Below are 21,522 nucleotides of genomic sequence, written 5' to 3' on the forward strand. Positions count from 1 at the left end.
GCTGATCAGGGCGGCAGCCGGGGGCCCGGCGACACTCTTCGCAGGTCGCCCGGAAAGATCCGACAATCACCCTCCGGTGTGAGCGGGAGTGGACCCGGTGGCGGTAGCGGGGCAGCGGCGCGGAGCGGGGAAGTCCCATGGATATTCGTCGGGATATTCGTTGGCGCGACGGGGCACCCGAGAGGCAGGCTCGGCCGGGGTGCGACGACCGCGACCGCGACTGTCCGTCCACCCGGTTCCGCGCCCCGGTTCCGTGCCTCCGCCTTCGACAAGCCTTCGATGACGTCTCCGATACGTCCCTGATCCGTCTTTGATCCGTCTCCGATACGTCTTCGATCCGACCGGGAACGACTCCATATGCCCCAGCCCGCGCCTCTCGACGCCGACGCCGTACGCCGACTGCTCGCCCTCGACGGCACCCCCGTCCGCCCGGTCGCGGAAGGGGGCGAGCACGCGACCTGGCTCATCGGTGACGACCGGGTCCTGAGACTGGCGACGGACGAGGACGTGACCCGGCGTCAGCGCCGAGAAGTCGCCCTGCGGGACGCCCTGCGGCCCCGGCTGCCGGTGCCCGTCCCCGGGAGCACGGCGGCGGGCGAGTGGGCGCCGGGGCTCTCGTACACCGTGGACACCCTGCTCCCGGGGCGGTCCGCCGAGGTACGGCCGGTGTCGGGCGCCGGGGAACTGGACCTGTCCGGGATGCTCGCGGCACTGCGGTCGTACGACCCCGCCGCCGCGCCCGGGATCGCCCTGCCCCCGGAGCCCGTACGGGACCCGGCCGGTCTCGGGGACCGGGCGCTGGCCGCGGCCCGGCTGCTGACGGCCGACCGCTCCCTGGACGCCGGGCTGGTCCGGCGGCGACTGGCCGGGGCCCCGCCGCCCGCCGACCCGGACTCGGCCGTCCTCCTCCACAACGACCTCAAGGGCGAGCATCTGCTGATCGGCGACGACGGCGGGATCACCGGAGTCCTGGACTGGACGGACGCGGCGCTCGGGGATCCGGCGGAGGACATCGCGGGACTCGCGATCGCCATCGGCGCCCCCGCCGCGGTACGGGCCTCGGCGCTCGCCTCCTACGGTCCCGACATCTGTCTGCGGGGCCTGTGGCTGGCCCGCTGCGACACACTGATCCGGCTGGCGGACCGGCTCCACGGCTCCGACGACAGCCCGCTGCCCCTGCTCCGCACCCAGCGCCGCCGCGCCTGGCAGCTCACCCCGCTCGACCTCTGAGCCTCGCCCCTCGGTCCCGTTGTCAGTGCCGTGGTGCACTATCGGAACGACGGACCGAACGGCACGGCGGAGGGCGGGGCGGCGCGATGGCGATCACCAACGAGAAGGTGTCGGGACATTCCTTCCTGGAGGGCTTGCGCGGGGATTCGTACTTTCCGGAACACCTGGTCGACAAGGGCCGGGCCATCCTGCGGGACCTGTGCGAGCGCATCGAACGGGACCGCCCGGCGGACCTCCCGGCGCTCTACGCCCTGACGGAGCCTGCGACGGAGCGCTTCAACGCGCTCAACGAGGAGCTGTGGGCGGCGGGAAGCGAGATCGAGACGGTGGCCCGCGACGAGATAGCCGTGAACTTCCACTTCGTCGCCACCGCGTACGGCTTCCCCCAGGCCGACATGGAGGACCTGGTCGCCGCCCGCGACTGGTAACCCCCAGGGCTGTTGGGGGCGCGAGGAACTGCGCGACAAGCCCACGACGGCGCGCGGTCGGCACTCCACGGCACCACCCACGTCGAGACACCGCGCCCTACCCACCCGCGGTACGGGTCAGCCGGAAGACCCTCAGCTCCCGCTCAGTACGGCGCTCGTACGCGCCGTAGGGCGGCCAGAACACCAGCAGCCTCCCCCACGCCACGGCCCGCTCCTCCCCCGTCAGCAGTTCAGCCCGGACCGCGATGTCCTGCCCCCGCCAGCTGACGGCCGCATCCGGGTGGGCGATGAGGTTCGTGGTCCAGGCCGGGTGCGCGGGCCGGCCGAAGTTGGAGCCGACGAGGATCCACGCGTCGGCGTCGGGCTCGTGGAGTGCGGCGAGGGGGATCGTCCGGGGCAGGCCCGTCCGCGCGCCCCGGGCGGTGAGGACGACCCCGGGGAGGAGGCTCGCGGAGAGGAGGACCCGCCCCCGGGTGAGGCGGTGGACCGCGCGGTCCACCGCGGGCACCACATGGGGCCCGACCTTCAGAAAGGCGGAGGACGCCGACATCCGCTGGACCGCGCGCAGGATCGCCGTACGGCTCATTCGGCTCGGACCTCCTCCGGGTCTTGGGCGAACAGTCCTGACCGGTCGGCCGCGTGGGCCCGCAGCCGGTGGACGGGGCCGAACAGCAGCTCGTCGGCGGCCGCCCGTTTGAAGAACAGATGCGCGTCGTGCTCCCAGGTGAAGCCGATACCGCCATGCAGCTGGACGGTCTCCGCCGCGACCGTCCGCAGCGCCTCCAGCGCCTGGGCGAGGGCGAGGCCCGCGTCCTCCGGTCGCCCGGCCGCCCACGCGGCGGCCGAGCGGGCCGACCCGACCGAGACATAGAGATCCGCGAGCCGGTGTTTGACTGCCTGGAAGGAGCCGATGGGCCGCCCGAACTGTTTCCGCGTCCGTACATGGTCGATGGTGCGTTCCAGAGCGCTCTCCGCCGCGCCGACCGCCTCGGCGGCGACGAACGCGGCGGCCCGGGCGCCCGTCTCGGCGAGCGCGGCGACGACCGGCGCCCCGTCCTCCCCGGCGGCGACCCCACCATCGCCCTCAGCGCCGCCCCCGGGGCCGAGCAGCTCCGCCGGGCAGTCGCGCAGTTGGACCCCGGCCTGGGGGCGGGTCTCGTCCAGTACGGTCCTGCGGACCCGGGTCAGGCCGGGCGCGTCGGCGCGGACGAGATAGAGGAGCGTCCGGCTGCGCGGGTAGCCGCCGGTGTGCGCGGCGACCAGCAGCAGACCGGCGCTGTGACCGTCGAGCACCTGGTCCGTCTCGCCGTACAGCGACCAGGCGTCATCCGCCCGCCGGGCCTGGACGCCTCCGGCGCGTCCGCCACCCGCCCAGCCCCCGTCGCCCGGGGTCTCGGCGAGGAGCCCGAGCGCCGTGGCGAGCGCCCCGCCGGGTACCGCGAGGGCGCAGGTCAGGGAGCCGTCGGCGATACGGGGCAGCAGCGCGGCCCGCTGGGAAGGCGTGCCGAGCCGGGCCAGCAGCGGGGCGGCGAGTGCGGCGGTGGCGAGCAGCGGGGACGGGACCAGGAAGCGCCCGGTCTCCATTCCGGCGGCGGCCAGTTCGGGCAGCCCGCATCCGACGCCCCCGTACTCCTCGGGCAGGGCGAGTCCGGGCAGGCCGAGCCGTTCGGAGAGGGTGCGCCACAGTTCGGGGTCGTATCCCGTCGCGGTTCCCACGGCCGCCCTGACCCGCGCAGTGTCGGACCGTTTCGCGAGCAGTTCCCGGAGGGTGCGCCGGATCTCCGCACGGGTGACGGCGGCGCCGCCCTCGGGGTCCGTATCCGTGGGCGCAGACGTGTCCGTATCCGCGCGCGCAGACGTGTCCGTGTGCGCAGGCGTGCCCATGCGCGTAGGCGTATCCATGTCCATGGAGACTCCACTTCTGACGGGCCGTCATATTAGAACCGCTCACCCCGGATGGACACCCCTCTGCCCGGGCTCCACCATCTGATGTACCGTCAGAAACATGACCGCCACCCCCACCGCCGCCTTCCGCGCCCCCGGCCGTTCGCGCGGGGTCGCCGTCGTCGGAGTCGCCCTGTCGGAGTGCGGCCGGGTCGACGGGCCCACCCCCTACGCCCTGCACGCCCAGGCCGCCCGCAGGGCGCTGGCCGACTCGGGGCTCGACCGTTCGGTGATCGACGGCTTCGGCTCCGCCGGGCTCGGCACCCTCGCGCCGGTCGAGGTCGCGGAGTATCTGGGGCTGCGGCCCCGCTGGGTGGACTCCACCTCCGTGGGCGGCGCGACCTGGGAGGTGATGGCCGCGCACGCCGCCGACGCCATCGCGGCCGGGCACGCCAACGCCGTTCTGCTGGTGTACGGCTCCACCGCGCGCGCCGACATCCGCGCCCGGCGCCGTACCGGCGACCTCTCCTTCGGCGGCAGGGGCCCGCTCCAGTTCGAGGTGGCGTACGGGCACACCCTGATCGCCAAGTACGCGATGGCGGCCCGCCGCCATATGCACCAGTACGGCACGACGCTGGAGCAGCTCGCCGAGGTGGCCGTCCAGACCCGGGCACACGCGGCGCGCAACCCGGAGGCCATGTTCCGTACCCCGCTCACCGTGGACGAGGTCCTCGACGGGCCGATGATCGCGGACCCGTTCACCAAGCTGCACTGCTGTATCCGCAGCGACGGCGGCTGCGCGGTCCTGCTCGTCGCCGACGAGTACGTACCCGACTGCGCGAAGCCGCCCGTGTGGGTCCTCGGGACCGGTGAGTACGTCTCCCACGCCACCATGTCCGAGTGGGAGGACTTCACCGTCTCCCCGGCCGCCGTCTCCGGGCGGCTGGCCTTCGAACGGGCCGGGCTCTCCCCCGCCGAGATGGACATCGCCGAGATCTACGACGCCTTCACCTATATGACCCTGGTGACACTGGAGGACCTCGGGTTCTGCGCCAAGGGCGAGGGCGGCGCGTTCGTCGGGAACGGCCGGATCGGTCCCGGCGGCGAGCTGCCCGTGAACACCGACGGCGGCGGGCTCTCCGCCTGCCATCCGGGAATGCGGGGGCTCTTCCTCCTGGTGGAGGCGGTACGCCAACTCCGCGGCGACGCGGGCCCGCACCAGGTCCACCGCCCGGACGGGGCCGCGCCCCGGCTGGCGGTGGCGTCCGCGACGGGTGGGTGGTTCTGCTCGTCGGCGACGGTCGTCCTCGGCCGCGACTGATACCCGCGACGCGGGGGCTTCTGGGACGATCGGCCCATGACCATCCCGCCGTCCGCCTCCGTACCCGACCGGGCCCAGGAGGAGTTCCGCACACTCCTGCACGCCCAGCGCGTCTGGGAGCAACCGCTGCCCTCCTTCGACCCGGACGAGGCGCCCGGGGCACCGCTGCCGCTGTTCCACCGCTGGTTCGCGGAGGCCGTCGCGGCGGGGCAGTCCGAGGCGCACACCATGTCCCTGGCGACGGCGGGCGAGGACGGCGCGCCCGATGTACGGATCGTGATGCTGCACGACGCCGACGCGCGCGGCTGGCACTTCGCGACCCATGCCACGAGCGCGAAGGGCCGGCAGCTGGCCGCCCGCCCGGACGCGGCGCTCTGCTTCTACTGGCCGGTGCAGGGGCGCCAGGTCCGGATCCGGGGCCTGGTCGCGGCCGCGGACGCCGCGGAGAGCCTGGCCGATCTGCACGCCCGGTCCACGGGCGCGCTCGCCGCGGCCCTCACCGGGCGGCAGAGCGAGCCGCTGCCCGACCTCCCGACCCTGGCCGCGGCCTCCCGCGCCGCGTGGCACCGGGCCGAAACGGAGCCCGAAGCACCGGTCCCGACCTGGACCCGGTACGTCCTGACCCCGTCCGACGTGGAGTTCTTCCAGGGCGACGCGACCCGCCGCCATATCCGCCTCCACTACCACCGCGCCCCCTCAGCGGCCTGGCACCGCACACTCCTGTGGCCCTGAGCCCGGAAGGGGTCCCGGCTCGCGGAAGACCGGGATCCTGAGGGGAGGCTCGGCGCGGAACGCGAGGGTCAGTGGCATGCCGATCCACAGGCGGTCCGGCGCGCAGTCCACCACCTCCGTCATCATCCGCACCCCTTCCGCGAGATCCACGACCGCGGCCGTGTACGGGACTCGTTCGCCGAACGGCGAAAGGTCGTTGCGGTGGACGACGGACCAGGTATAGAGCGTCGCGCGGCCGCTCGCCCGCTCCCAGGCGACGTCGTCGCTCCAGCAGTGCGGGCAGAGTTCGCGCGGGTAGTGGTGCGGCCGCCCGCAGGCGCCGCAGCGGCGGATCAGCAACACCCCGTCCGCCGCCGCGTCCCAGTACGCGCGGGTGAAGTCATCGATATCGGGCACCGCCGCGGACATCTGGCGGCCCTCCTCTCCTCGTCTCCCCCACCATCCAATTGACGACTCGTCACTTCAAGACCTCGACCACAAGCGCGCACAAAACGCGCGGGACACGGACCCACTCGATCCCGAACGAACACCACCGTTCCCGCGTGATCAATTCGCAATCGATTCCCTTCTTGACTGAGACCCATCAAGTGACCACGCGATTACGCTCACGCATCATGGACATCGACCGCACCGCGGACCTGCCCGTCTATGTCATCGGGGGCGGCCCCGCCGGTCTCGCGACCGCCGCGGCCCTGCGCGAACGGGGCGTACGCGCGGTCGTGCTGGAGAAGTCCCCGGCGGTCGGCGCGTCCTGGCGCGGGCACTACGACCGGCTGCGGCTGCACACGCCCCGGCGGCTGTCCGGGCTGCCGGGGCTGCCGCTGCCCCGGGCGTTCGGGCGGTGGGTATCGCGGGCCGACATGGTCCGCTATCTGGAGAAGTACGCCGCATTCCATGAGCTGGAAGTCGTCACGGGCGTCGAGGTCACCCGGGTCGAACCCGCCCCGCCGGCGACCCCGGGCGGACGGCCGGGCTGGCTGCTCCACGCCACCGGCGGCCGGCGGCTCACCGGGCGCGCGGTCGTCGTCGCCACCGGCTACAACCACACCCCGCGCCTGCCCGACCCGCCGGGAACGTCCTCGTACAACCGGCCCTTGATCCACGCGAGCGGCTATCGCGACGCCGCGCCGTACGCGGACCGGGACGTGCTCGTCGTGGGCGTGGGCAACACGGGCGCCGAGATCGCGGTCGATCTGGCCGACGGCGGTGCGGCGCGGGTCAGGCTCGCGGTCCGCACACCCCCGCACATCGTGCGCCGCAGCACCCTGGGCTGGCCGTCGCAGCGCAGCGCGATCGCGGCCCGGCGGCTGCCGGTGTTCCTGGTGGACCGGCTGGCGCGGCTCCAGGCGGCGGTCGCGGTGCCCGATCTGGCCGCGTACGGGCTGCCGCGTCCTGAGGCGGGGCTCTACACCCGGGCGAGACAGGGCGCGATACCGGTACAGGACGTGGGCCTGGTGCGGGCCGTACGCGCGCGGAAGGTGGAGCCGGTCGCGGCGCTGGAGTCGTTCGACGGGGACGAGGTCGTACTCGCCGACGGTTCGCGGATCTCACCGGACGCGGTGATCGCGGCGACGGGTTACGAGCGGGGTCTGGAGAAGATGCTCGGCCATCTCGGTGTCCTCGACGCCCTGGGCGGGCCGCGGGTACGGGGCCGGAGCTGTCCGGCCGGCGCGCCGGGTCTCTACTTCACCGGCTTCACCAATCCGATCTCCGGCATGCTGCGGGAGATCGCTCTCGACGCCCCGAGGATCGCCGGGGCCGTCGCCCGGCACTGAGCCGTTGGGCCGCCATGGGCCACTACCGGGCCACCGTGGGCCGCCGGCCACCGGGCCGCTGGCCCTGAACTACCGGGCCCTGCACTGCCGGGCCCTGAACTACCGGGAATCCGTCGGACGCGCGCGGGTTTCGCCTTCACCGCGCGTTCCTGGACGCTCCCGAAGCGTTCCCGGGACACTCCCGGGCGGGTGACGATGTGTGCGACGTACGAGCTGAGTGTCCGGCGCCGGCCGCGTCCGGTCACCGGTCCTCTGCTGTACCGCGCGGTCAGGCGCGGCTGTGCGTCACCACGGTCGTCGGGCTACGACTACCGTCGGCAGCCGGGCTCCCACTCCGGGTCGACCCCGGCCGCGCCGGGCTCCCAGTCGGGGTCGAACGACGTCGCGAAGACCCCGCCCACGTCCTTTCCGGCCAGCGCCGGGACAGCGGGTCCGTTCAGCACACTCATACCTTTCCCTCCGGATTCGTCGCAAGGGTGTGACCATGCGCCATCCGGCGGCCCCCACCCCGTTGTTGTCAGCCTGGGCATCGTACGTGAGAGCGAATCATCACCTCTCCCTATTACGGCGCAGCTCAGCGCCGTCCACCGGGTCGGCCGCGGGGCCGGGGAACCGCAACGGCCGGAACTGGTGTGACCACAGGGACCCCTGGGACAGCACCGAACGGCAGCCCACCGGGCACTCACCGGCCGCCGGACGATATGACGCACGGTCGACTTCAGGCCATCGGTTCGCCACGGTTCGACCGCCCGGGATCCACGGGGCCGCAGGCACCGGGCGAGTGTGAGGCCGGACACATCAGTCCGAATATCGGCGTCTGACGACCGGAGGCCGAGGGTAAAGAAATGGCAAGGGTCACACAGAGCGTGATGGCACCGCCCTTTCCCTGCACGCCTGTTCCTGACATGGCGTCAGGTCGCTAATCTGACTATGCGTCAGTTAAGGGTCGGCGAGAAAGCCCGAGGCAGGTGCGCGCCCGGCGCACCCGACGACCCGGCCCGACCCCATCCGACACAGCAATGAGTCAGGACAACGAGCAGGAGCGGGGCTCACCGATGCTTGGATCTACTCACGGCACCCTCACCTCCGACCTCCGTGCGCGCGTCGTCGCCTGCGGGGAGCACCCCCGCGACGCCGTACACGACAGCGCGTCCGTCACCGCGTCCGCCGGGGACAGGGACGTCAGCGGTCGCCCCCTGTACGCGCCGGTGCCCGACCTCGACCGCTTCTTCCGCCCGTCCTCGGTCGCCGTCGTCGGGGCCTCCGACGCGGAGGGCCGCCCGAACACCGGTATCACCCGCCGGCTGATCGCCTGGGCGGAGCGGATGGGGACCCGGCTGTATCCGGTGCACCCCACGCGCCGGGAAGTCTTCGGGCTCCCGTGCGTCCCGCGCGTCGGCGATCTGCCGGAGCCGGTCGATCTCGCGGCGCTGCTGGTCGGCGATCCGCTGCCGCTGATCGGCGAACTGGCGGAGGCCAAGGTCCGGTTCGCCGTCGCCTTCGCCTCGGGTTACGCGGAGACCGGCGACGAGGGTGCGGCGGCCCAGGTCCGGCTCGCCGCCGCCGTGGAGCGCGCGGGGATCCGGCTCCTGGGCCCCAACACCAATCTCAACGCCTTCGAGGAGTTCCGCGACGACCTCGAAGGACCGGCCATCGCCCTGATCACCCAGTCCGGCCACCAGGGGCGGCCTGTCTTCACCCTCCAGGAGCTGGGCATCCGGCTCTCCCACTGGGCGCCCACGGGCAACGAGGCCGATCTGGAGACCGCCGACTTCATCTCGTACTTTGCCGAACGGCCGGAGGTCGGTGCCATCGCCTGCTACGTGGAGGGGCTCAAGGACGGCCGCTCCTTCCTCCTCGCCGCCGACCGGGCGGCCCGGCGCGGGATCCCGGTGGTCGCCGTCAAGGTCGGCCGTACGGAGACCGGGGCGCGGACGGCCGCGTCCCACACCGGCAAACTCACCGGCGCCGACCAGGTCGTGGACGCGGCGATGCGGCAGTACGGCGTCATCCGGGTCGACGGTCTGGATGAATTGCAGGACACCTCGGCCCTGCTGGCACGGGCGCGCAAACCGCTCGCCGACGGTGTCGCGGTCTACTCGATCTCCGGCGGCACCGGGGCCCACTTCGCCGATCTGGCGACCGCCGCGGGGCTGCGGCTGCCCCGGCTCTCCGCTGCGAAGCAGTCCGAACTGCACCAGTGGATCCCGGAGTATCTGCATGTGGCCAACCCCGTGGACAACGGCGGCCATCCGGTCGGCGACTGGCGCGGCCGGAAGATCATCGACGCGATTCTGGCCGACCCGGACGTGGGGGTTCTGATCTGCCCGATCACCGGCCCCTTTCCGCCGATGAGCGACCGGCTGGCCCGGGATCTGGTGGACGCGGCGGAGGAGACGGAGAAGCTGGTGTGCGTGGTGTGGGGCTCCCCCGTCGGGACGGAGGCGGCCTATCGGGAGACCCTGCTGGGCTCCTCCCGGGTCGCCACCTTCCGCACTTTCGCCAACTGTGTCACCGCCGTCGGCGCGTATCTGGACCACCACCGCTTCACCACCGGCTACCGCTCCCCCTTCGACGAGGCGCCGCGCACCCCCTCCCCGTCGTTCCGCAAGGCGGGGGCGCTGATGAAACCGGGCAGCCGGCTGAGTGAGCACGCGGCCAAGCAACTGCTGCGCGCCTACGGCATACGGGTCCCGCGCGAACAGCTGGTCACCAGCGCGGCGGCGGCGGTCCGCGCGGCCGGTCAGGTGGGCTATCCGGTGGTGATGAAGGCATCCGGCAGCAGCCTCGCCCACAAGACCGAGCTGGGTCTGGTCAAGATCGGGCTGACCTCGGCGAGCCAGGTCAGGGACGCCTACCGGGAGCTGACCGACATCGCCCGCTACGAGGGCGGCGATCTCGACGGCATCCTCGTCTGCCAGATGGTCGAGCAGGGGGTGGAGATGGTCGTCGGTGTCAGCCGGGACGACCTCTTCGGCCCCACGGTCACCGTCGGGCTCGGCGGCGTCCTGGTCGAGGTGTTGCGGGACACCGCCGTCCGCGTCCCGCCGTTCGGCGAGGGCCAGGCCCGCGCCATGCTGGCCGAACTGCGCGGCCGGGCCCTGCTGGACGGGGTGCGCGGCGGGCCGCCGATGGATGTGGACGCCCTGGTGGAGGTGGTGCTGCGGGTCCAGCGGATGGCGCTGGAGCTGGGCGACGACCTCTCCGAGCTGGACATCAACCCGCTGATGGTCCTGCCGCGCGGTCAGGGCGCGGTGGCACTGGACGCACTGGCGGTCTGCCGGTGAACACCCTTAAGGCACCGGACGCACCGGACGCACCGGACGCACCGGACGCACCAGACGCACGGGAGGCACCGCAGACGCCCGATGTGCTCCACCGGGTGGAGAACGGGGTCCTGTGGCTCACCCTCAACCGCCCCGACGCCATGAACGCGCTCACCCTCGGCCAGCGCGAGCGGCTGATCGCCCTGCTGGCCGACGCCTCCGCCGACCGGGCCGTCCGGGCGGTCGTGATCACCGCGACGGGCAAGGCTTTCTGCGCGGGTGCCGACCTGCGGGGCGGCGCGCCCGCGGGCGAGCGGGTGGCCGGGGACGTGGCACGGCTGATCCGGCGCGGTGCGCAGCGCTTCATCGCGGCGGTCATGGACTGCGAGAAGCCGGTGATCGCGGCGGTCAACGGCACGGCGGCGGGCCTGGGCGCGCATCTGGCCCTCGCCTGCGATCTGGTGATCGCCGCGGAGGAGGCCCGGTTCATCGAGGTTTTCGTCCGCCGGGGTCTGGTCCCCGACGGCGGGGGCGCGTATCTGCTGCCCCGGCTGATCGGCCCCCGGAAGGCCAAGGAGCTGATGTTCTTCGGCGACGCCCTGGGGGCGGTCGAGGCGGAGCGCCTGGGCCTGGTCAACCGGGTGGTCCCGGCGGCCGCTCTGGAGAAGACGGCGCGTGAGTGGGCCGAGCGGCTGGCCGGGGGCCCGACCCGGTCGATAGCCCTGACCAAGCAGTTGGTGGATCAGTCCCTGGAGTCGGACCGGGCCGCGGCGTTCGCGGCGGAGGCGGCGGCCGTGGAGCTGGCGATGACGACGTACGACGCGAACGAGGGGGTGACGAGCTTCCGGGAGCGCCGCGCCCCGGGGTACGAGGGCCGTTGACACCGGGACGGGCGTCACGGCCTCGGGGGCTATGGCGCGGCCAGGACCGCGAAGGCGATGACGACGGCGCTCAGCCAGACCAGGGCGAGGCCCCAGAGCCAGGGGGCGAGCCGGATCCGGGAACCGGCCGGGCGGCCCGGGCGGTCGGCCCGGTCCGCGCGGGCCGTGACGAGCAGCGGCAGTACGGCGGAGAGGCAGACCAGTGCCCAGGCCAAGGGGTAGACCGACGGGCTGTCGACGACGAACGGCACGGCGTACAGCGCCCCGAGCCCCAGCACGCCCCCGGCGCGCCACCACCGTACGAACCCGCCCCGCCGGCCCACGGCCCAGTCGGCGAGGGCCAGCACGGGCAGGACGTACGCCAGGCTGATCAGCGCACCGGAGACGAACACGACGGGGGGCGCGTAGACGAGCAGGACCATCGCCAGCGTCACGGTCATCGAGATGCCCTCGGAGAACCCCATGATCAGCGTGCCGGACACCAGGACGACGGCCATTTGCGCGACGGCGCAGGCGAAGGCGGCGCCCGACAGCCTCAGATCGCGCTGGGTGTACGGCGCGGAGCGCGACGACAGCGACGAGACGGACATCCGACGACGACCCCCTGTTCGGACGGGGACCCGGAGCCGGGAACCCCTCGTCGAGGACGATACGCCCGCCGACCGGGCCCGCTCACTCGCCCTCGCCTCGTCCGGCACCTTCCTATCTGACATACCGTCAGCTTCAATGGGGGAATGATGGGACACGCAGGCATGGCCGCCACCGCCGTCCGCTATCTGCGGTCCGCGGGAGCACCGACCACCGCGGGCCCGGCGACGGCCCCGGAGGCGTACGAGAAGCATCCCCGGGCCGAGCTGCGGGCGGTACGGGACGGCGAGCGCGCGCCCGTCGACGGTACGGAGTTCCGCCGGGTGCTGGGGCGGTTCGCCAGCGGGGTCACCGTGATCACCGCACGGGACGAGGAGGGGCCCACCGGGTTCGCCTGCCAGTCGTTCTCGTCGCTGTCGCTCGATCCGCCGCTCGTGGTGTTCATGGTCGGCCGGTCCTCCAGGACCTGGCCCCGGATCGCCCGTGCCGGGGTCTTCTGCGTCAATGTCCTCGGCGAGACCCAGGACGGGCTGTGCCGGGGGTTCGCGGTCAGCGGCGGCGACAAGTTCGCCGGGGTGGCGCACCGGCCCGCGCCGGTGACCGGGGCACCGCTGCTGGACGGAGTGTCGGCCTGGGTGGACTGCGCGGTCCACGCCGTGCACACCGGCGGCGACCACCTCATCATCGTCGGCCGGGTCGAGGCCCTCGGGACGGCCGGGGACGGGGACCCGCTGATCTTCCACGGCGGACGGTTCCGGCGGCTGGAGAGCTGACCCGCGGGGGTCACCGGGGCCGGAGACCCCCGGCACACGAAAACGGGATGCTCCGGGCAGCCGGTCCCGCCTATCGTCGGTCCCATGGAACCGCTCACCGATCAACAGATCCGTTCGTCCTTCGTGAACTGTACGAAGGGGGAGGCCAAGCGGCTCCGGCTGCCGACGGACTTCGGTGACACCTCCTGGGCCGATCTCGACTTCCTCGGCTGGGTGGACCCGGGCGCGCCCCAGCGCGCGTATCTCGTCCTCCCCGGGGGCGTCCTCCCCGGGCCGGGCGCCGAGACCCCGCTCGGGCTGAGCCTGCGGGTGCCCGGCAGCGGCAACACCAGCGCGTTCAAATCCAGTATGTGCAATATCTGCCTCACCGGTCACGCCTCGTCCGGTGTCTCCCTCCTCGTCGCGCCGCTCGCGGGCCCGCGCGGCCGTGAGGGCAGCACGGTCGGCGTCTACTTCTGCGCCGATCTCGCCTGCTCCCTCTATATCCGCGGCAAGCGGCAGCCGAAGCTGCGGACCCGGCAGCACGAGGAGAGCCTCACGGCGGAGGAGAAGACGACCCGGCTGTACGGCAACCTCGGCGCGTTCGTCGCGAAGGTCCTGGCCGACTGAGCGCCTGCGCACCTGAGCCCCTGAACGCCTGAGGCCCCCCGACGACCCTAAGCCGCACCCGCCGGGGCCCGCTCGCCCGCCCTGCGGCGGATCACCAGGGCCATCAGCGCCGCCATCGCGCAGAGCGCCCCGGAGGCGTACCAGACCACGTCGTACGAGCCGAAGGCGTCCCGCGCCACCCCGCCCGCAAAGGCCACCACACCCGCCCCGATCTGGTGCGATGCCAGCACCCAGCCGAAGACGATGGCGCTGTCGTCGCCGTAGTACTCCCGGCAGAGCGCGATCGTCGGCGGAACGGTGGCGACCCAGTCCAGTCCGTAGAAGACGATGAAGAAGATCATCGAGGGTTGGACGGACGGCCCCAGCAGCATCGGCAGGAACATCAGGCTCACACCACGCAGGGCGTAGTAGACGGCGAGCAGCCGCCGCGCCTCGTAGCGGTCGGTGAGCCAGCCGGAGAAGATCGTGCCGATGACGTCGAAGACGCCGATCACCGCGAGCAGCGACGCCGCCGCCGTGATCGCCATCCCGTGATCGTGGGCGGCCGGTATGAAATGGGTCTTGACCAGGCCGTTGGTGGTCGCCCCGCAGATCGCGAAGGTTCCGGCGAGCAGCCAGAAGGGGCCCGTACGCGCGGCGTCGACCAGTACCGTCACCGCGCGCCGCGCCGCGCCCTTCACCGGCGGCGGCTTGGGCGTGACGCTCTCGGCGCCGTAGGCGGGGATTCCGATGTCCGCCGGGTGGTCCCGCAGCAGCAGCCAGACCAGGGGGACGACGGCGAGCGCGGCGAGTGCGACGGTGATCGCGGCCGGGCGCCAGCCGCGCTCCTCCACCAGCCATGACAGCAGGGGCAGGAAGACCAGCTGTCCCGAGGCGCCCGCCGCGGTGAGGACGCCGGTGACGAGGCCGCGCCGGGCGACGAACCAGCGGTTGGTGACGGTCGCGGCGAAGGCGAGGGCCATCGAGCCGGAGCCGAGTCCGACGAGGACGCCCCAGAAGAGGACGAGCTGCCAGGCGGCGGTCATCGTCACGGTCAGCGCCGAACCGACGGAGATCACCGTGAGGGCGAAGGCGACGACCCGGCGGATCCCGAACCGGTCCATCAGGGCGGCGGCGAACGGCGCGGTCAGCCCGTAGAGGGCGAGGTTCACCGAGACCGCGAAGCCGATGGTGCCCCGCGACCAGTCGAACTCCTCGTGCAGCGGCTCGATCAACAGGCCGGGCAGGGAGGCGAAGCCGGCGGCGCCGATGATCGTCACAAAGGTCACGGCGGCGACGAACCAGGCGCGGTGCACACGGGGCCGGGACGGGAGTCGGGGCTCGGGAGGGGAGGGTCTGTGCGTCACTTCGGTCACGGCCACCAGCTTCCGCCGACCGGGATACGCCATCGAGTGGCCCGAAGGACAGCATTCGCTAAGATCGGGCCATGACCGGCGACCGCCGCACGACCGCCCCCGGCACCACCGCCCCGAACCACCGCACGAGTCCGCATCGCGTGGTCGTACTCGCCCTGCCCGACGTCATCCCCTTCGAACTGAGCATCCCGCACCGGATCTTCGGCCGCGCCCACGGCACGTCGGGCGAGCCGCTGTACGACGTCGTGAGCTGTACGCCCGTACCGGGCCGGGTACCGGCCAACAGCGACTTCGACGTCCATATCGAGCGGGGCCCCGAGGAGCTGGAGCACGCCGACACGGTGATCGTCCCCGCCGCGTACCAACCCTCCGAGGTCTATGAGGACGGGCGGCTGCCGGACGGGCTGCGGGACGTCTTCGCCCGGATCCGTCCCGGCACCCGGATCGCGTCCATCTGCACCGGCAGCTTCTTCCTCGCCGCCGCCGGACTCCTCGACGGCCGGCCCGCCACCACGCACTGGTGGTGGGCCGACCGGTTCCAGCGGCTGTTCCCGTCCGTCCGGGTGGATCCGAATGTGCTGTACGTCGACGACGGCGACGTCCTCACATCGGCGGGCGTCGCCGCGGGTATCGACCTGTGCGTCCATATCGTGCGGCGCGACCACGGCGCGGCGGTCGCCAACGACACGGCGCGCCGCAGTGTCGTCCCGCCGCACCGCGACGGCGGCCAGGCGCAGTACGTCCACCGCCCGGTCCCCGAGTCGCACGCCCCCGGCACGTCGAAGGCCCGCGCCTGGGCCCTCGCCAGCCTCCACGAGCCGATCCTCCTCCGCGACCTGGCGGAACAGGAGTCGATGAGCGTCCGCACCCTGACCCGACGCTTCCGCGAGGAGGTCGGCGTCAGCCCCGGCCAGTGGATCACCCGGGAGCGGGTCGAACGGGCCCGCCGGCTGCTGGAGTCGACGGAGCTGCCGATGGACCTGGTGGCGCGGGACTCGGGATTCGGTACGGCGCAGTCGATGCGGGCGCACTTCCAGTCGGCGCTGGGGGTGTCCCCGACGGCGTACCGCCGTACGTTCCGCGGGGAGTGCCCCCGCGTTTGACGGGGCACCCCGTCGTCAGCGGCCCGTCGCGCCGTCGAGCAGTTCGCGGATGATGTCCGCGTGGCCCGCGTGCCGGCCGGTCTCCTCGATCAGATGGGTGAGGGCCCACCGGGCTCTGGGCGCGGGGCCGTTCCCCCGGGTCCTCGGCAGGGGCGCGCCGAGATCGGCGCATCCGTCGAGTACGGCGGCGGTACGCACCCCCGGCTCGGGGGCGTCCTCGACCTTCGCGGCGATCGACGCCCGCAGATAGCCGAGGAAGCCGCGCAGCACATCGGCCTCACCGCTGCCGGTCCTGGGCGGCGGGGTGTCACGACGGCGGCCGGTCGACCCGGTCATGGCCGGTCACTCCTCACGGAATCGGGCGGGTCGAGGCGATCGGCACTGCGGACGCACGGCACGGCACTGCCGACGCACGGCACGGCACGGCGTTCACGCGGCACGGCGCACGACCAGCACGTGATCGGTGACCTCGGCGGTCCTCCCCTCCGGCCCGGCGGCGATCCGGCGGGGCGCGTCGGCCCGCTCGACGGTCCACACCGCCGGGTCCAGATCGAGCCCCGCGGCGACCTCCAGCGGGCCCGGATACCGGATATCGGGGTCCTGGACCCAGGACCAGGGCGAGGTCGACCCGTGGTCGACGACCAGCAGCAGCCCGCCGGGGCGCAGCGCGTCCGCGGCCGTCCGCAGGACGGTCGCCCGGTCCAGATCGAGGGGAGTGTGCAGATAGTGGGCACTGACCAGGTCGAACGTGCCGCGCGGGAAGGACGTCCGCAGATCGTGCTGTTCGGCGGTGACCCGATCGCCCAGGCCGTGGGCGCGGGCGAGTTCACCGACCCGCTCGACGACCACGGCCGACACGTCGACGGCGGTCACCCGCCACCCGTTCCGGGCGAGCCACAGCGTGTCGCCGCCCTCGCCGCAGCCGAGATCGAGTACGTCACCGGGCGGCAGACCCGCGACGGTCTCGGTGAGCCGCGCGTTGGGCCGGGGCTCGGCAGGGGCGGGACGGCCTGCGTAGAAATCGTCCCAGAAGGCGATCGGGTCGTCGGTGCTCATCGGGGCTCCTTCGGTCGGGGGCACGAGGCTCAGTCTTGTCCCGACCGTCGCCTTCCGGCACGGGATCTTGCCGCTCTGGCAAGATGGCCGGATGGACCGGGAAACGGACGACGTACTCCGATCCGTGGGGTCCCGCCTCCGGGCACTGCGCCGCACCCGCGGTATCACCCTCGCCGACCTCGCGGCGGCGACGGGAATCTCCGAGAGCACCCTGTCCCGGCTGGAGAGCGGACAGCGCCGGGCGACGCTGGAGCTGCTGCTCCCGCTCTCCCGCACCTACGACGTCCCCCTGGACGACCTCTACCGAGTAGGGATCCGCTCACCCGGCGGACCAGAACGGTGACCGCACATTGGGGTACGGCACGTCCCCGTGCGAGTAGTCCTGCCCCTGTGCCCTGACAGCGGGATCGGGCACCTCGGACTGCCGCACACAGGGCGTGGCGACCTCGAAGAACGCCTGCCCCTTGTCCCCGATGGTCATACCGATGGCGAACCCGTCCGCCGAGCGCGCGAAGATCGCCGGGTGCTCCTTGTCCTCGTTGACGGAGACGATCTCGTAACCGTTCTTCTTCCAGACCCGCTCGGTGACTCCCAGAAAGTTCCCGCGCCGCTGCTCGGAGATGATCGTCATGACCGTTCGATAGCGGATCAGATCGCATGTGCCCTCGGTCGTCTGATCATGCGTCCATTCGATCCGGGGCACGTAGGCCGCCATGGTGGCGTCCAGCATCGCGTCCGCCTTCTCGGCAGCTTCCTTCATGGTGATGTCCACGACGGGTTCCTTCCGCTCCTTGCCACTCGGCAGCAGCCCGCACCCGCCGAGCACCACCACGGCTGAAACCGCCGCCAGTGCCCTGCGGATCACACGGCTCGACAGTGTCACCGGTGCCTCTCCGTCTTGATGCCGTACTCGCCCGAGACAATCCGGGCGATGTTGTCCGCGGAAACCCGATCCGTTTCCGGTGTGAAGTACTGGGAATGGGCGCCGACAGGGTTGGCGTCCCGGACAGGACGCGGCCCGTCGTCCACCGCGAAACGCTGCGCGCCGAACTCCCGGCTGGCGGGGTCTTTGCCGTAGTAGTTGTCGTCCGAGTCATAGAAACTCTCGGGGACGGATACACCCACGCCTTCGCCCGCAATGCTTACCAGAACCTCCGGAAATCGGGGCAACTTGGTCACAATGTCGTTGTCGGCAGCTCCCACGTACACCCGCTCGGGTGGCACCCCGAGATCCGCAGCTCTCTCCACACCGACTCCGGGACTACCGACCAGAACAATATCGTCCACTCCCGGTATGCCACCCGACTGCTTGGCCGCCGTTCCAACGGTGAGCGATCCGTAGGAGTGGCCGATAGCTGTCACATGAGGGTCGTCATGCTCGTTGGTCGCGACGAGTCCGGACATGAAGCGGTTGTAGGCCGGCGCTCCCCTTTCGGCATGCCCCGCCGTCACGACATCAACCAGTCGTGGGGCGTCGTACCCGAGCCAGACGATCGAGGCGGTGGACTTGTCGTACCGTTGCGCCCCGACTGCGGTGTCGAGTGCGCGCTTCACCGTACCGCCGCCGAACTCGCCGTCGAGCTTGGTCCCCAGCCCTGGAACATATGCAGACACATTGCGCGAAGTGTCCGGGTTACCGAAGGAGATAATGGCCCGGCCGTTGCCCTCGTCGCTGATCCCCAGAAGATACATGGGGACCTTGCTGGGCTGCAGCAGCCGCTCCTCGATCTTCCGCAACCCGTCGAGCATGGCGGGGTCGCTGCCGCTCCGCTCCAACTCTTCGATAAGGACGGGTAGATAAGAGCGGTTGGCTTCGTCCCGGGCCGCGGCGGGAATCCCGTCCGACATCCCGATCAGCTGCGGCGCGATATCCACGTACTCCCGCCGCTGTTCCTCGTCCAACCCCTCCCACCACCTCCTGTATTCAGCGGGGGAGGCGCCCTCAGGCATAGCGGCGGCGAGATAGCCTCCGGCGGAGGTGCGGACATCGGCCACGTCTCGGCGCATGTCCGCCAGAGTCGCCTCCGTCACATCCATGCCCTTGGGCGCCCTCAGGCCGTTCAGGGTCTTGGCATAGCGGGCGTCCACCGCTGCCGCCGATCGGACGGCGCGGGCGATACGGTCCGCGATGTCCTGTGCCGCCCTGGCGTGAGGGTTGACCTGCAGGTCAAATCGAGGCCGGTCTCCGTGAGGGTCGTACGGAACGATCTGCGGCGGCTTACCGTACTCACCCGCACCGGGCGGCTCCACGGGACCGCGCGAACTACCCTGTGCGATTCCTCCCGGTACGCGCTTCTCGCCTTCGCCGGACCCCACGACCGCGGATGGATAGGAGATCGAACCATCGGCGTTGACGGTGAACGCCAGCGCGGCAGCTTCGTCCAGCGCCAGGCGTAACTGCCGTTGTGGGCCGGCCAGGTCGGCGGAAAGGCCGTTCAGAGCCGTACGAACCAGGCCGCATTCCGTAGCTACATAATCAAAATTCTGAATAAGGCGACCCAAGCGCAGGACCGCCTTCTGAGCGGACTCGCTCTCCTGGGTTTCGATGAGCTTGGCCGACATGGCCCTTCTGACGGTCTCGCGATCAGCGGCGGAACGGCTGGAAACCCGGTGCCACGCATTTGCGGCCTCTTCGAGCTCGGAGCATTTGATGTCCCGCAGTTCCTTCCAGGTCAGAAAGTCAGTGGTCATCGAGACCCACCCGTGGAACCGGAAGAAGATCCGATGGACTTTTCCACATCGCCGTCCACACCGGGCAATTCCTGTGCGACCTTCAGTAGAGCGCCATCCAGGTAGGCGCACTCGTCCCGCACGGAGGCGAGCCTGTTCTCCCACGACTCGAGCACCGACTGAAGCGCGGGAACACTGGTCAGGCCAACTCCCCCTTGGGTGACGCCTTGATGGCCCGAGTTGAGAGCGCTCTTACTCTGATCTGTGCTCCGCCGCAGGTCACCGGCCGCCTTGGCCGCCTGACGCCAAGGAGCGCTTCCGTGCAGTAGCCGTCCGATACCGCCCGCTTCCCCGCCGGGCGGGCCCGAGGAGTCCGGCCCGAGGGGTGCCGCCGATGCGAGCGACATGCCCACGCCACCTGACGGTGAACCGCCGGGGCCCGGCGGCTCGATGCCGAACATTTCCCGCCAACGGTTCGCATCGAAATCCGTCACAGCTCAAAACCCCCCGCACACACGGCGATTCATCATCAGCTCGTCACTGAAACCGTATAGGGAGGGCACTGCGGGTATCCAGCCCGGGAAGGAAGAACCTCAATCGCCACCAATCTGGCAATAGCAGATTCAGCTCGCCGAAACAAGAGTATCTGTCGCTATTACTTCGAACATTCGGCTGTTCTCCGCCCTCATGGACGAACGGAGGTGTTGTCGCGCGGGGTCCTCATCGCCGAACACCGGGTCATGGCGGTGCAATCACGGCTCACCATGTTCACCGTCCGGCGGGATTAGCCGTGAAAGGGCTCAGAAAATCAGCACCGCGCGGGCCGCAGTACCCGATCGCACCGCCGTCGCGGCCTTGGTGAACTCCTCCACCGGGTAGGTGTCCGAGACCAGTTCGTCCAGCAGGAGTTGGCCGCGGCGGTAGAGGTCCGCGTAGAGGGCCAGGTCGTGCTGGGGGCGGGAGGAGCCGTAGCGGCAGCCCAGGAGCGACTTGTCGAGGAACATCGCGGCCGGGAGGAAGGTCGCCTCCGCCGCGGGGGGTGTCATGCCGAGGAGTACGGCCCGGCCGCCGCGGTCGAGGAGGTCGATCGCGGTACGGATCAGGGCGGGGCGGCCCACGCATTCGAAGACGTGGTCGGCGCCGGTGGGGAGGATCGTACGGGCCTCGTCCGCGGCCGGGAGGAAGTGCGTCGCGCCGAAGCGGCGCGCCAGGGGTTCCTTCGCCGGGTTGGTGTCGATCGCCACGATCGTCGCCGCGCCCGCCAGCCGGGCGCCCTGGACGACGTTGAGGCCGATACCGCCGACGCCGATGACGACGACCGTCTCGCCCCGGGCGACCTTCGCCCGGTTGAGCACGGCGCCGACACCGGTCAGGACGGCGCAGCCGAGTACGGCCGCCGACGCCGGGGGGATGCCGGCCGGGATCCGGACCGCCTGGACGGCCTTCACGAGGGTCCGTTCGGCGAAGGCCGAGTTGGCCGCGAACTGGTACAGGGGCGTACCGCCGCGTGAGAACGGGCGGGCCGGGCGGCCGATGGCCCGGCGGCACATCGTGGGGCGGCCCCGGTCGCAGTCCGGGCACGCGCCGCAGTTGGCGAGAGTGGAGAGCGCCACCCGGTCCCCGGGCGCCACATGCCGCACGCCCGCCCCGACCGCCTCCACGACGCCCGCGCCCTCGTGGCCCAGGACCACCGGGACGGGGAAGGGGATCGTGCCGTCGATCACCGACAGATCGCTGTGGCAGAGCCCGGCCGCCTCGATCGCGACAAGGACCTCCCCCGGGCCCGGGTCGCGGATCTCCAGATCGGTGACGACCTCCGCCCGTTCGCCGTCGAACACCACGCCCCGCAGC

Annotated in this window: 21 protein-coding genes and 1 pseudogene; 11 read left to right on the plus strand and 11 right to left on the minus strand. The window is 71.8% G+C overall.

The window, feature by feature from the left end; all coding sequences use genetic code 11:
- Positions 1 to 357 precede the first annotated feature (357 nt).
- Together ACFXG1_RS23580 and ACFXG1_RS23585 are read left to right on the plus strand one after the other, a co-directional pair.
- Positions 358 to 1,230: a phosphotransferase family protein gene (locus ACFXG1_RS23580; protein WP_384709300.1), complete on the plus strand. Its 873-nt coding sequence runs from the start codon at positions 358 to 360 to the stop codon at positions 1,228 to 1,230.
- An 86-nt stretch (positions 1,231 to 1,316) separates the two neighbouring features.
- Positions 1,317 to 1,658 (plus strand): DUF5713 family protein, encoded by a 342-nt coding sequence (locus tag ACFXG1_RS23585; protein WP_384709303.1) that lies wholly within the window; start codon positions 1,317 to 1,319, stop codon positions 1,656 to 1,658.
- A 97-nt stretch (positions 1,659 to 1,755) separates the two neighbouring features.
- Here ACFXG1_RS23585 and ACFXG1_RS23590 read toward each other — a convergent pair whose 3' ends face one another.
- Entirely contained in the window at positions 1,756 to 2,244 is a 489-nt protein-coding gene (locus ACFXG1_RS23590; RefSeq protein ID WP_384709306.1) for a nitroreductase family deazaflavin-dependent oxidoreductase, read from the minus strand.
- Complete coding sequence (locus tag ACFXG1_RS23595) at positions 2,241 to 3,542, minus strand: acyl-CoA dehydrogenase family protein (RefSeq protein WP_384709309.1); 1,302 nt, start codon at positions 3,540 to 3,542, stop codon at positions 2,241 to 2,243. Before ACFXG1_RS23595 ends, ACFXG1_RS23590 begins: the two co-directional genes overlap by 4 nt.
- Positions 3,543 to 3,663: 121 nt before the next feature.
- On the opposite strand from ACFXG1_RS23595, the gene ACFXG1_RS23600 reads away from it, so the two are divergent.
- The gene (locus ACFXG1_RS23600; RefSeq protein ID WP_384709311.1) at positions 3,664 to 4,863 is read left to right on the plus strand and encodes an acetyl-CoA acetyltransferase; all 1,200 of its coding nucleotides are present in this window, start codon (positions 3,664 to 3,666) and stop codon (positions 4,861 to 4,863) included.
- A gap of 36 nt (positions 4,864 to 4,899) precedes the next feature.
- Positions 4,900 to 5,595, plus strand: a complete 696-nt coding sequence (locus tag ACFXG1_RS23605) for a pyridoxal 5'-phosphate synthase (RefSeq protein WP_384709314.1) — start codon at positions 4,900 to 4,902, stop codon at positions 5,593 to 5,595.
- Here ACFXG1_RS23605 and ACFXG1_RS23610 read toward each other — a convergent pair.
- Positions 5,560 to 6,003: a Zn-ribbon domain-containing OB-fold protein gene (locus ACFXG1_RS23610; protein WP_384709317.1), complete on the minus strand. Its 444-nt coding sequence runs from the start codon at positions 6,001 to 6,003 to the stop codon at positions 5,560 to 5,562. The genes ACFXG1_RS23605 and ACFXG1_RS23610 overlap by 36 nt on opposite strands.
- A gap of 206 nt (positions 6,004 to 6,209) precedes the next feature.
- Here ACFXG1_RS23610 and ACFXG1_RS23615 point away from each other — a divergent pair, with 206 nt between their 5' ends.
- The gene (locus tag ACFXG1_RS23615; RefSeq protein WP_384709320.1) at positions 6,210 to 7,370 is read left to right on the plus strand and encodes a flavin-containing monooxygenase; all 1,161 of its coding nucleotides are present in this window, start codon (positions 6,210 to 6,212) and stop codon (positions 7,368 to 7,370) included.
- A gap of 308 nt (positions 7,371 to 7,678) precedes the next feature.
- On the opposite strand, the gene ACFXG1_RS23620 is transcribed toward ACFXG1_RS23615, so the two are convergent.
- Complete coding sequence (locus ACFXG1_RS23620) at positions 7,679 to 7,819, minus strand: hypothetical protein (protein ID WP_384709323.1); 141 nt, start codon at positions 7,817 to 7,819, stop codon at positions 7,679 to 7,681.
- A 606-nt stretch (positions 7,820 to 8,425) separates the two neighbouring features.
- Here ACFXG1_RS23620 and ACFXG1_RS23625 point away from each other — a divergent pair.
- Both ACFXG1_RS23625 and ACFXG1_RS23630 read left to right on the plus strand, forming a co-directional pair.
- On the plus strand, positions 8,426 to 10,657 hold the full coding sequence (locus tag ACFXG1_RS23625) for an acetate--CoA ligase family protein (protein ID WP_384709326.1): 2,232 nt from the start codon (positions 8,426 to 8,428) through the stop codon (positions 10,655 to 10,657).
- Positions 10,658 to 10,740: 83 nt separating this feature from the next.
- Positions 10,741 to 11,517, plus strand: coding sequence for an enoyl-CoA hydratase/isomerase family protein (locus ACFXG1_RS23630; RefSeq protein ID WP_384709344.1), 777 nt, complete (start codon positions 10,741 to 10,743; stop codon positions 11,515 to 11,517).
- A gap of 29 nt (positions 11,518 to 11,546) precedes the next feature.
- Here ACFXG1_RS23630 and ACFXG1_RS23635 read toward each other — a convergent pair whose 3' ends face one another.
- Positions 11,547 to 12,107 (minus strand): hypothetical protein, encoded by a 561-nt coding sequence (locus tag ACFXG1_RS23635; protein WP_384709329.1) that lies wholly within the window; start codon positions 12,105 to 12,107, stop codon positions 11,547 to 11,549.
- Between the two features lie 144 nt (positions 12,108 to 12,251).
- On the opposite strand from ACFXG1_RS23635, the gene ACFXG1_RS23640 reads away from it, so the two are divergent.
- A complete protein-coding gene (locus ACFXG1_RS23640) occupies positions 12,252 to 12,878 on the plus strand; it encodes a flavin reductase family protein (RefSeq protein WP_384709332.1) in 627 nt (208 codons plus the stop codon).
- Between the two features lie 84 nt (positions 12,879 to 12,962).
- The gene (locus ACFXG1_RS23645; protein ID WP_384709335.1) at positions 12,963 to 13,487 is read left to right on the plus strand and encodes an FBP domain-containing protein; all 525 of its coding nucleotides are present in this window, start codon (positions 12,963 to 12,965) and stop codon (positions 13,485 to 13,487) included.
- Positions 13,488 to 13,534: 47 nt separating this feature from the next.
- Here ACFXG1_RS23645 and ACFXG1_RS23650 read toward each other — a convergent pair whose 3' ends face one another.
- Positions 13,535 to 14,875, minus strand: a complete 1,341-nt coding sequence (locus ACFXG1_RS23650; protein WP_384709338.1) for an MFS transporter — start codon at positions 14,873 to 14,875, stop codon at positions 13,535 to 13,537.
- Between the two features lie 38 nt (positions 14,876 to 14,913).
- Between ACFXG1_RS23650 and ACFXG1_RS23655 the strand changes: the two genes are divergently transcribed.
- Complete coding sequence (locus ACFXG1_RS23655) at positions 14,914 to 15,945, plus strand: GlxA family transcriptional regulator (protein WP_384744419.1); 1,032 nt, start codon at positions 14,914 to 14,916, stop codon at positions 15,943 to 15,945.
- 15 nt (positions 15,946 to 15,960) lie between these two features.
- On the opposite strand, the gene ACFXG1_RS23660 is transcribed toward ACFXG1_RS23655, so the two are convergent.
- A complete protein-coding gene (locus ACFXG1_RS23660; protein ID WP_384744421.1) occupies positions 15,961 to 16,281 on the minus strand; it encodes a DUF664 domain-containing protein in 321 nt (106 codons plus the stop codon).
- Between the two features lie 93 nt (positions 16,282 to 16,374).
- The gene (locus ACFXG1_RS23665) at positions 16,375 to 17,001 is read right to left on the minus strand and encodes an SAM-dependent methyltransferase (RefSeq protein ID WP_384744423.1); all 627 of its coding nucleotides are present in this window, start codon (positions 16,999 to 17,001) and stop codon (positions 16,375 to 16,377) included.
- A 91-nt stretch (positions 17,002 to 17,092) separates the two neighbouring features.
- On the opposite strand from ACFXG1_RS23665, the pseudogene ACFXG1_RS23670 reads away from it, so the two are divergent.
- Positions 17,093 to 17,335 (plus strand): annotated as a pseudogene (locus tag ACFXG1_RS23670) (helix-turn-helix domain-containing protein); the annotation flags it as partial.
- Here ACFXG1_RS23670 and ACFXG1_RS23675 read toward each other — a convergent pair.
- The 3 genes from ACFXG1_RS23675 to ACFXG1_RS23685 all read right to left on the minus strand — a co-directional run bounded on the left by ACFXG1_RS23675 (position 17,321) and on the right by ACFXG1_RS23685 (position 21,521).
- Positions 17,321 to 17,884: a hypothetical protein gene (locus tag ACFXG1_RS23675; RefSeq protein WP_384708703.1), complete on the minus strand. Its 564-nt coding sequence runs from the start codon at positions 17,882 to 17,884 to the stop codon at positions 17,321 to 17,323. The pseudogene ACFXG1_RS23670 and the gene ACFXG1_RS23675 overlap by 15 nt on opposite strands.
- Positions 17,881 to 19,692: an alpha/beta hydrolase gene (locus tag ACFXG1_RS23680; RefSeq protein WP_384708700.1), complete on the minus strand. Its 1,812-nt coding sequence runs from the start codon at positions 19,690 to 19,692 to the stop codon at positions 17,881 to 17,883. Before ACFXG1_RS23680 ends, ACFXG1_RS23675 begins: the two co-directional genes overlap by 4 nt.
- A gap of 779 nt (positions 19,693 to 20,471) precedes the next feature.
- Positions 20,472 to 21,521, minus strand: a complete 1,050-nt coding sequence (locus tag ACFXG1_RS23685) for an alcohol dehydrogenase catalytic domain-containing protein (protein ID WP_384708709.1) — start codon at positions 21,519 to 21,521, stop codon at positions 20,472 to 20,474.
- Position 21,522 lies beyond the last annotated feature (1 nt).

The sequence above is a fragment of the Streptomyces sp. NPDC059248 genome, assembly GCF_042753905.1.
Lineage (GTDB): Bacteria > Actinomycetota > Actinomycetes > Streptomycetales > Streptomycetaceae > Streptomyces.

Excerpts from the sequence above, each read along its gene's own strand:
- ACFXG1_RS23590 (WP_384709306.1), bottom strand. The coding sequence starts at position 2,244 with ATGAGCCGTACGGCGATCCTGCGCGCGGTCCAGCGGATGTCGGCGTCC.
- ACFXG1_RS23605 (WP_384709314.1), top strand. The coding sequence starts at position 4,900 with ATGACCATCCCGCCGTCCGCCTCCGTACCCGACCGGGCCCAGGAGGAG.
- ACFXG1_RS23615 (WP_384709320.1), top strand. The coding sequence starts at position 6,210 with ATGGACATCGACCGCACCGCGGACCTGCCCGTCTATGTCATCGGGGGC.
- ACFXG1_RS23620 (WP_384709323.1), bottom strand. The coding sequence starts at position 7,819 with ATGAGTGTGCTGAACGGACCCGCTGTCCCGGCGCTGGCCGGAAAGGAC.
- ACFXG1_RS23655 (WP_384744419.1), top strand. The coding sequence starts at position 14,914 with ATGACCGGCGACCGCCGCACGACCGCCCCCGGCACCACCGCCCCGAAC.
- ACFXG1_RS23625 (WP_384709326.1), top strand. The coding sequence starts at position 8,426 with ATGCTTGGATCTACTCACGGCACCCTCACCTCCGACCTCCGTGCGCGC.
- ACFXG1_RS23660 (WP_384744421.1), bottom strand. The coding sequence starts at position 16,281 with ATGACCGGGTCGACCGGCCGCCGTCGTGACACCCCGCCGCCCAGGACC.
- ACFXG1_RS23600 (WP_384709311.1), top strand. The coding sequence starts at position 3,664 with ATGACCGCCACCCCCACCGCCGCCTTCCGCGCCCCCGGCCGTTCGCGC.
- ACFXG1_RS23595 (WP_384709309.1), bottom strand. The coding sequence starts at position 3,542 with ATGGGCACGCCTGCGCACACGGACACGTCTGCGCGCGCGGATACGGAC.
- ACFXG1_RS23645 (WP_384709335.1), top strand. The coding sequence starts at position 12,963 with ATGGAACCGCTCACCGATCAACAGATCCGTTCGTCCTTCGTGAACTGT.
- ACFXG1_RS23640 (WP_384709332.1), top strand. The coding sequence starts at position 12,252 with ATGATGGGACACGCAGGCATGGCCGCCACCGCCGTCCGCTATCTGCGG.
- ACFXG1_RS23665 (WP_384744423.1), bottom strand. The coding sequence starts at position 17,001 with ATGAGCACCGACGACCCGATCGCCTTCTGGGACGATTTCTACGCAGGC.
- ACFXG1_RS23585 (WP_384709303.1), top strand. The coding sequence starts at position 1,317 with ATGGCGATCACCAACGAGAAGGTGTCGGGACATTCCTTCCTGGAGGGC.
- ACFXG1_RS23650 (WP_384709338.1), bottom strand. The coding sequence starts at position 14,875 with ATGGCGTATCCCGGTCGGCGGAAGCTGGTGGCCGTGACCGAAGTGACG.
- ACFXG1_RS23635 (WP_384709329.1), bottom strand. The coding sequence starts at position 12,107 with ATGTCCGTCTCGTCGCTGTCGTCGCGCTCCGCGCCGTACACCCAGCGC.
- ACFXG1_RS23610 (WP_384709317.1), bottom strand. The coding sequence starts at position 6,003 with ATGTCCGCGGCGGTGCCCGATATCGATGACTTCACCCGCGCGTACTGG.
- ACFXG1_RS23580 (WP_384709300.1), top strand. The coding sequence starts at position 358 with ATGCCCCAGCCCGCGCCTCTCGACGCCGACGCCGTACGCCGACTGCTC.
- ACFXG1_RS23680 (WP_384708700.1), bottom strand. The coding sequence starts at position 19,692 with ATGACCACTGACTTTCTGACCTGGAAGGAACTGCGGGACATCAAATGC.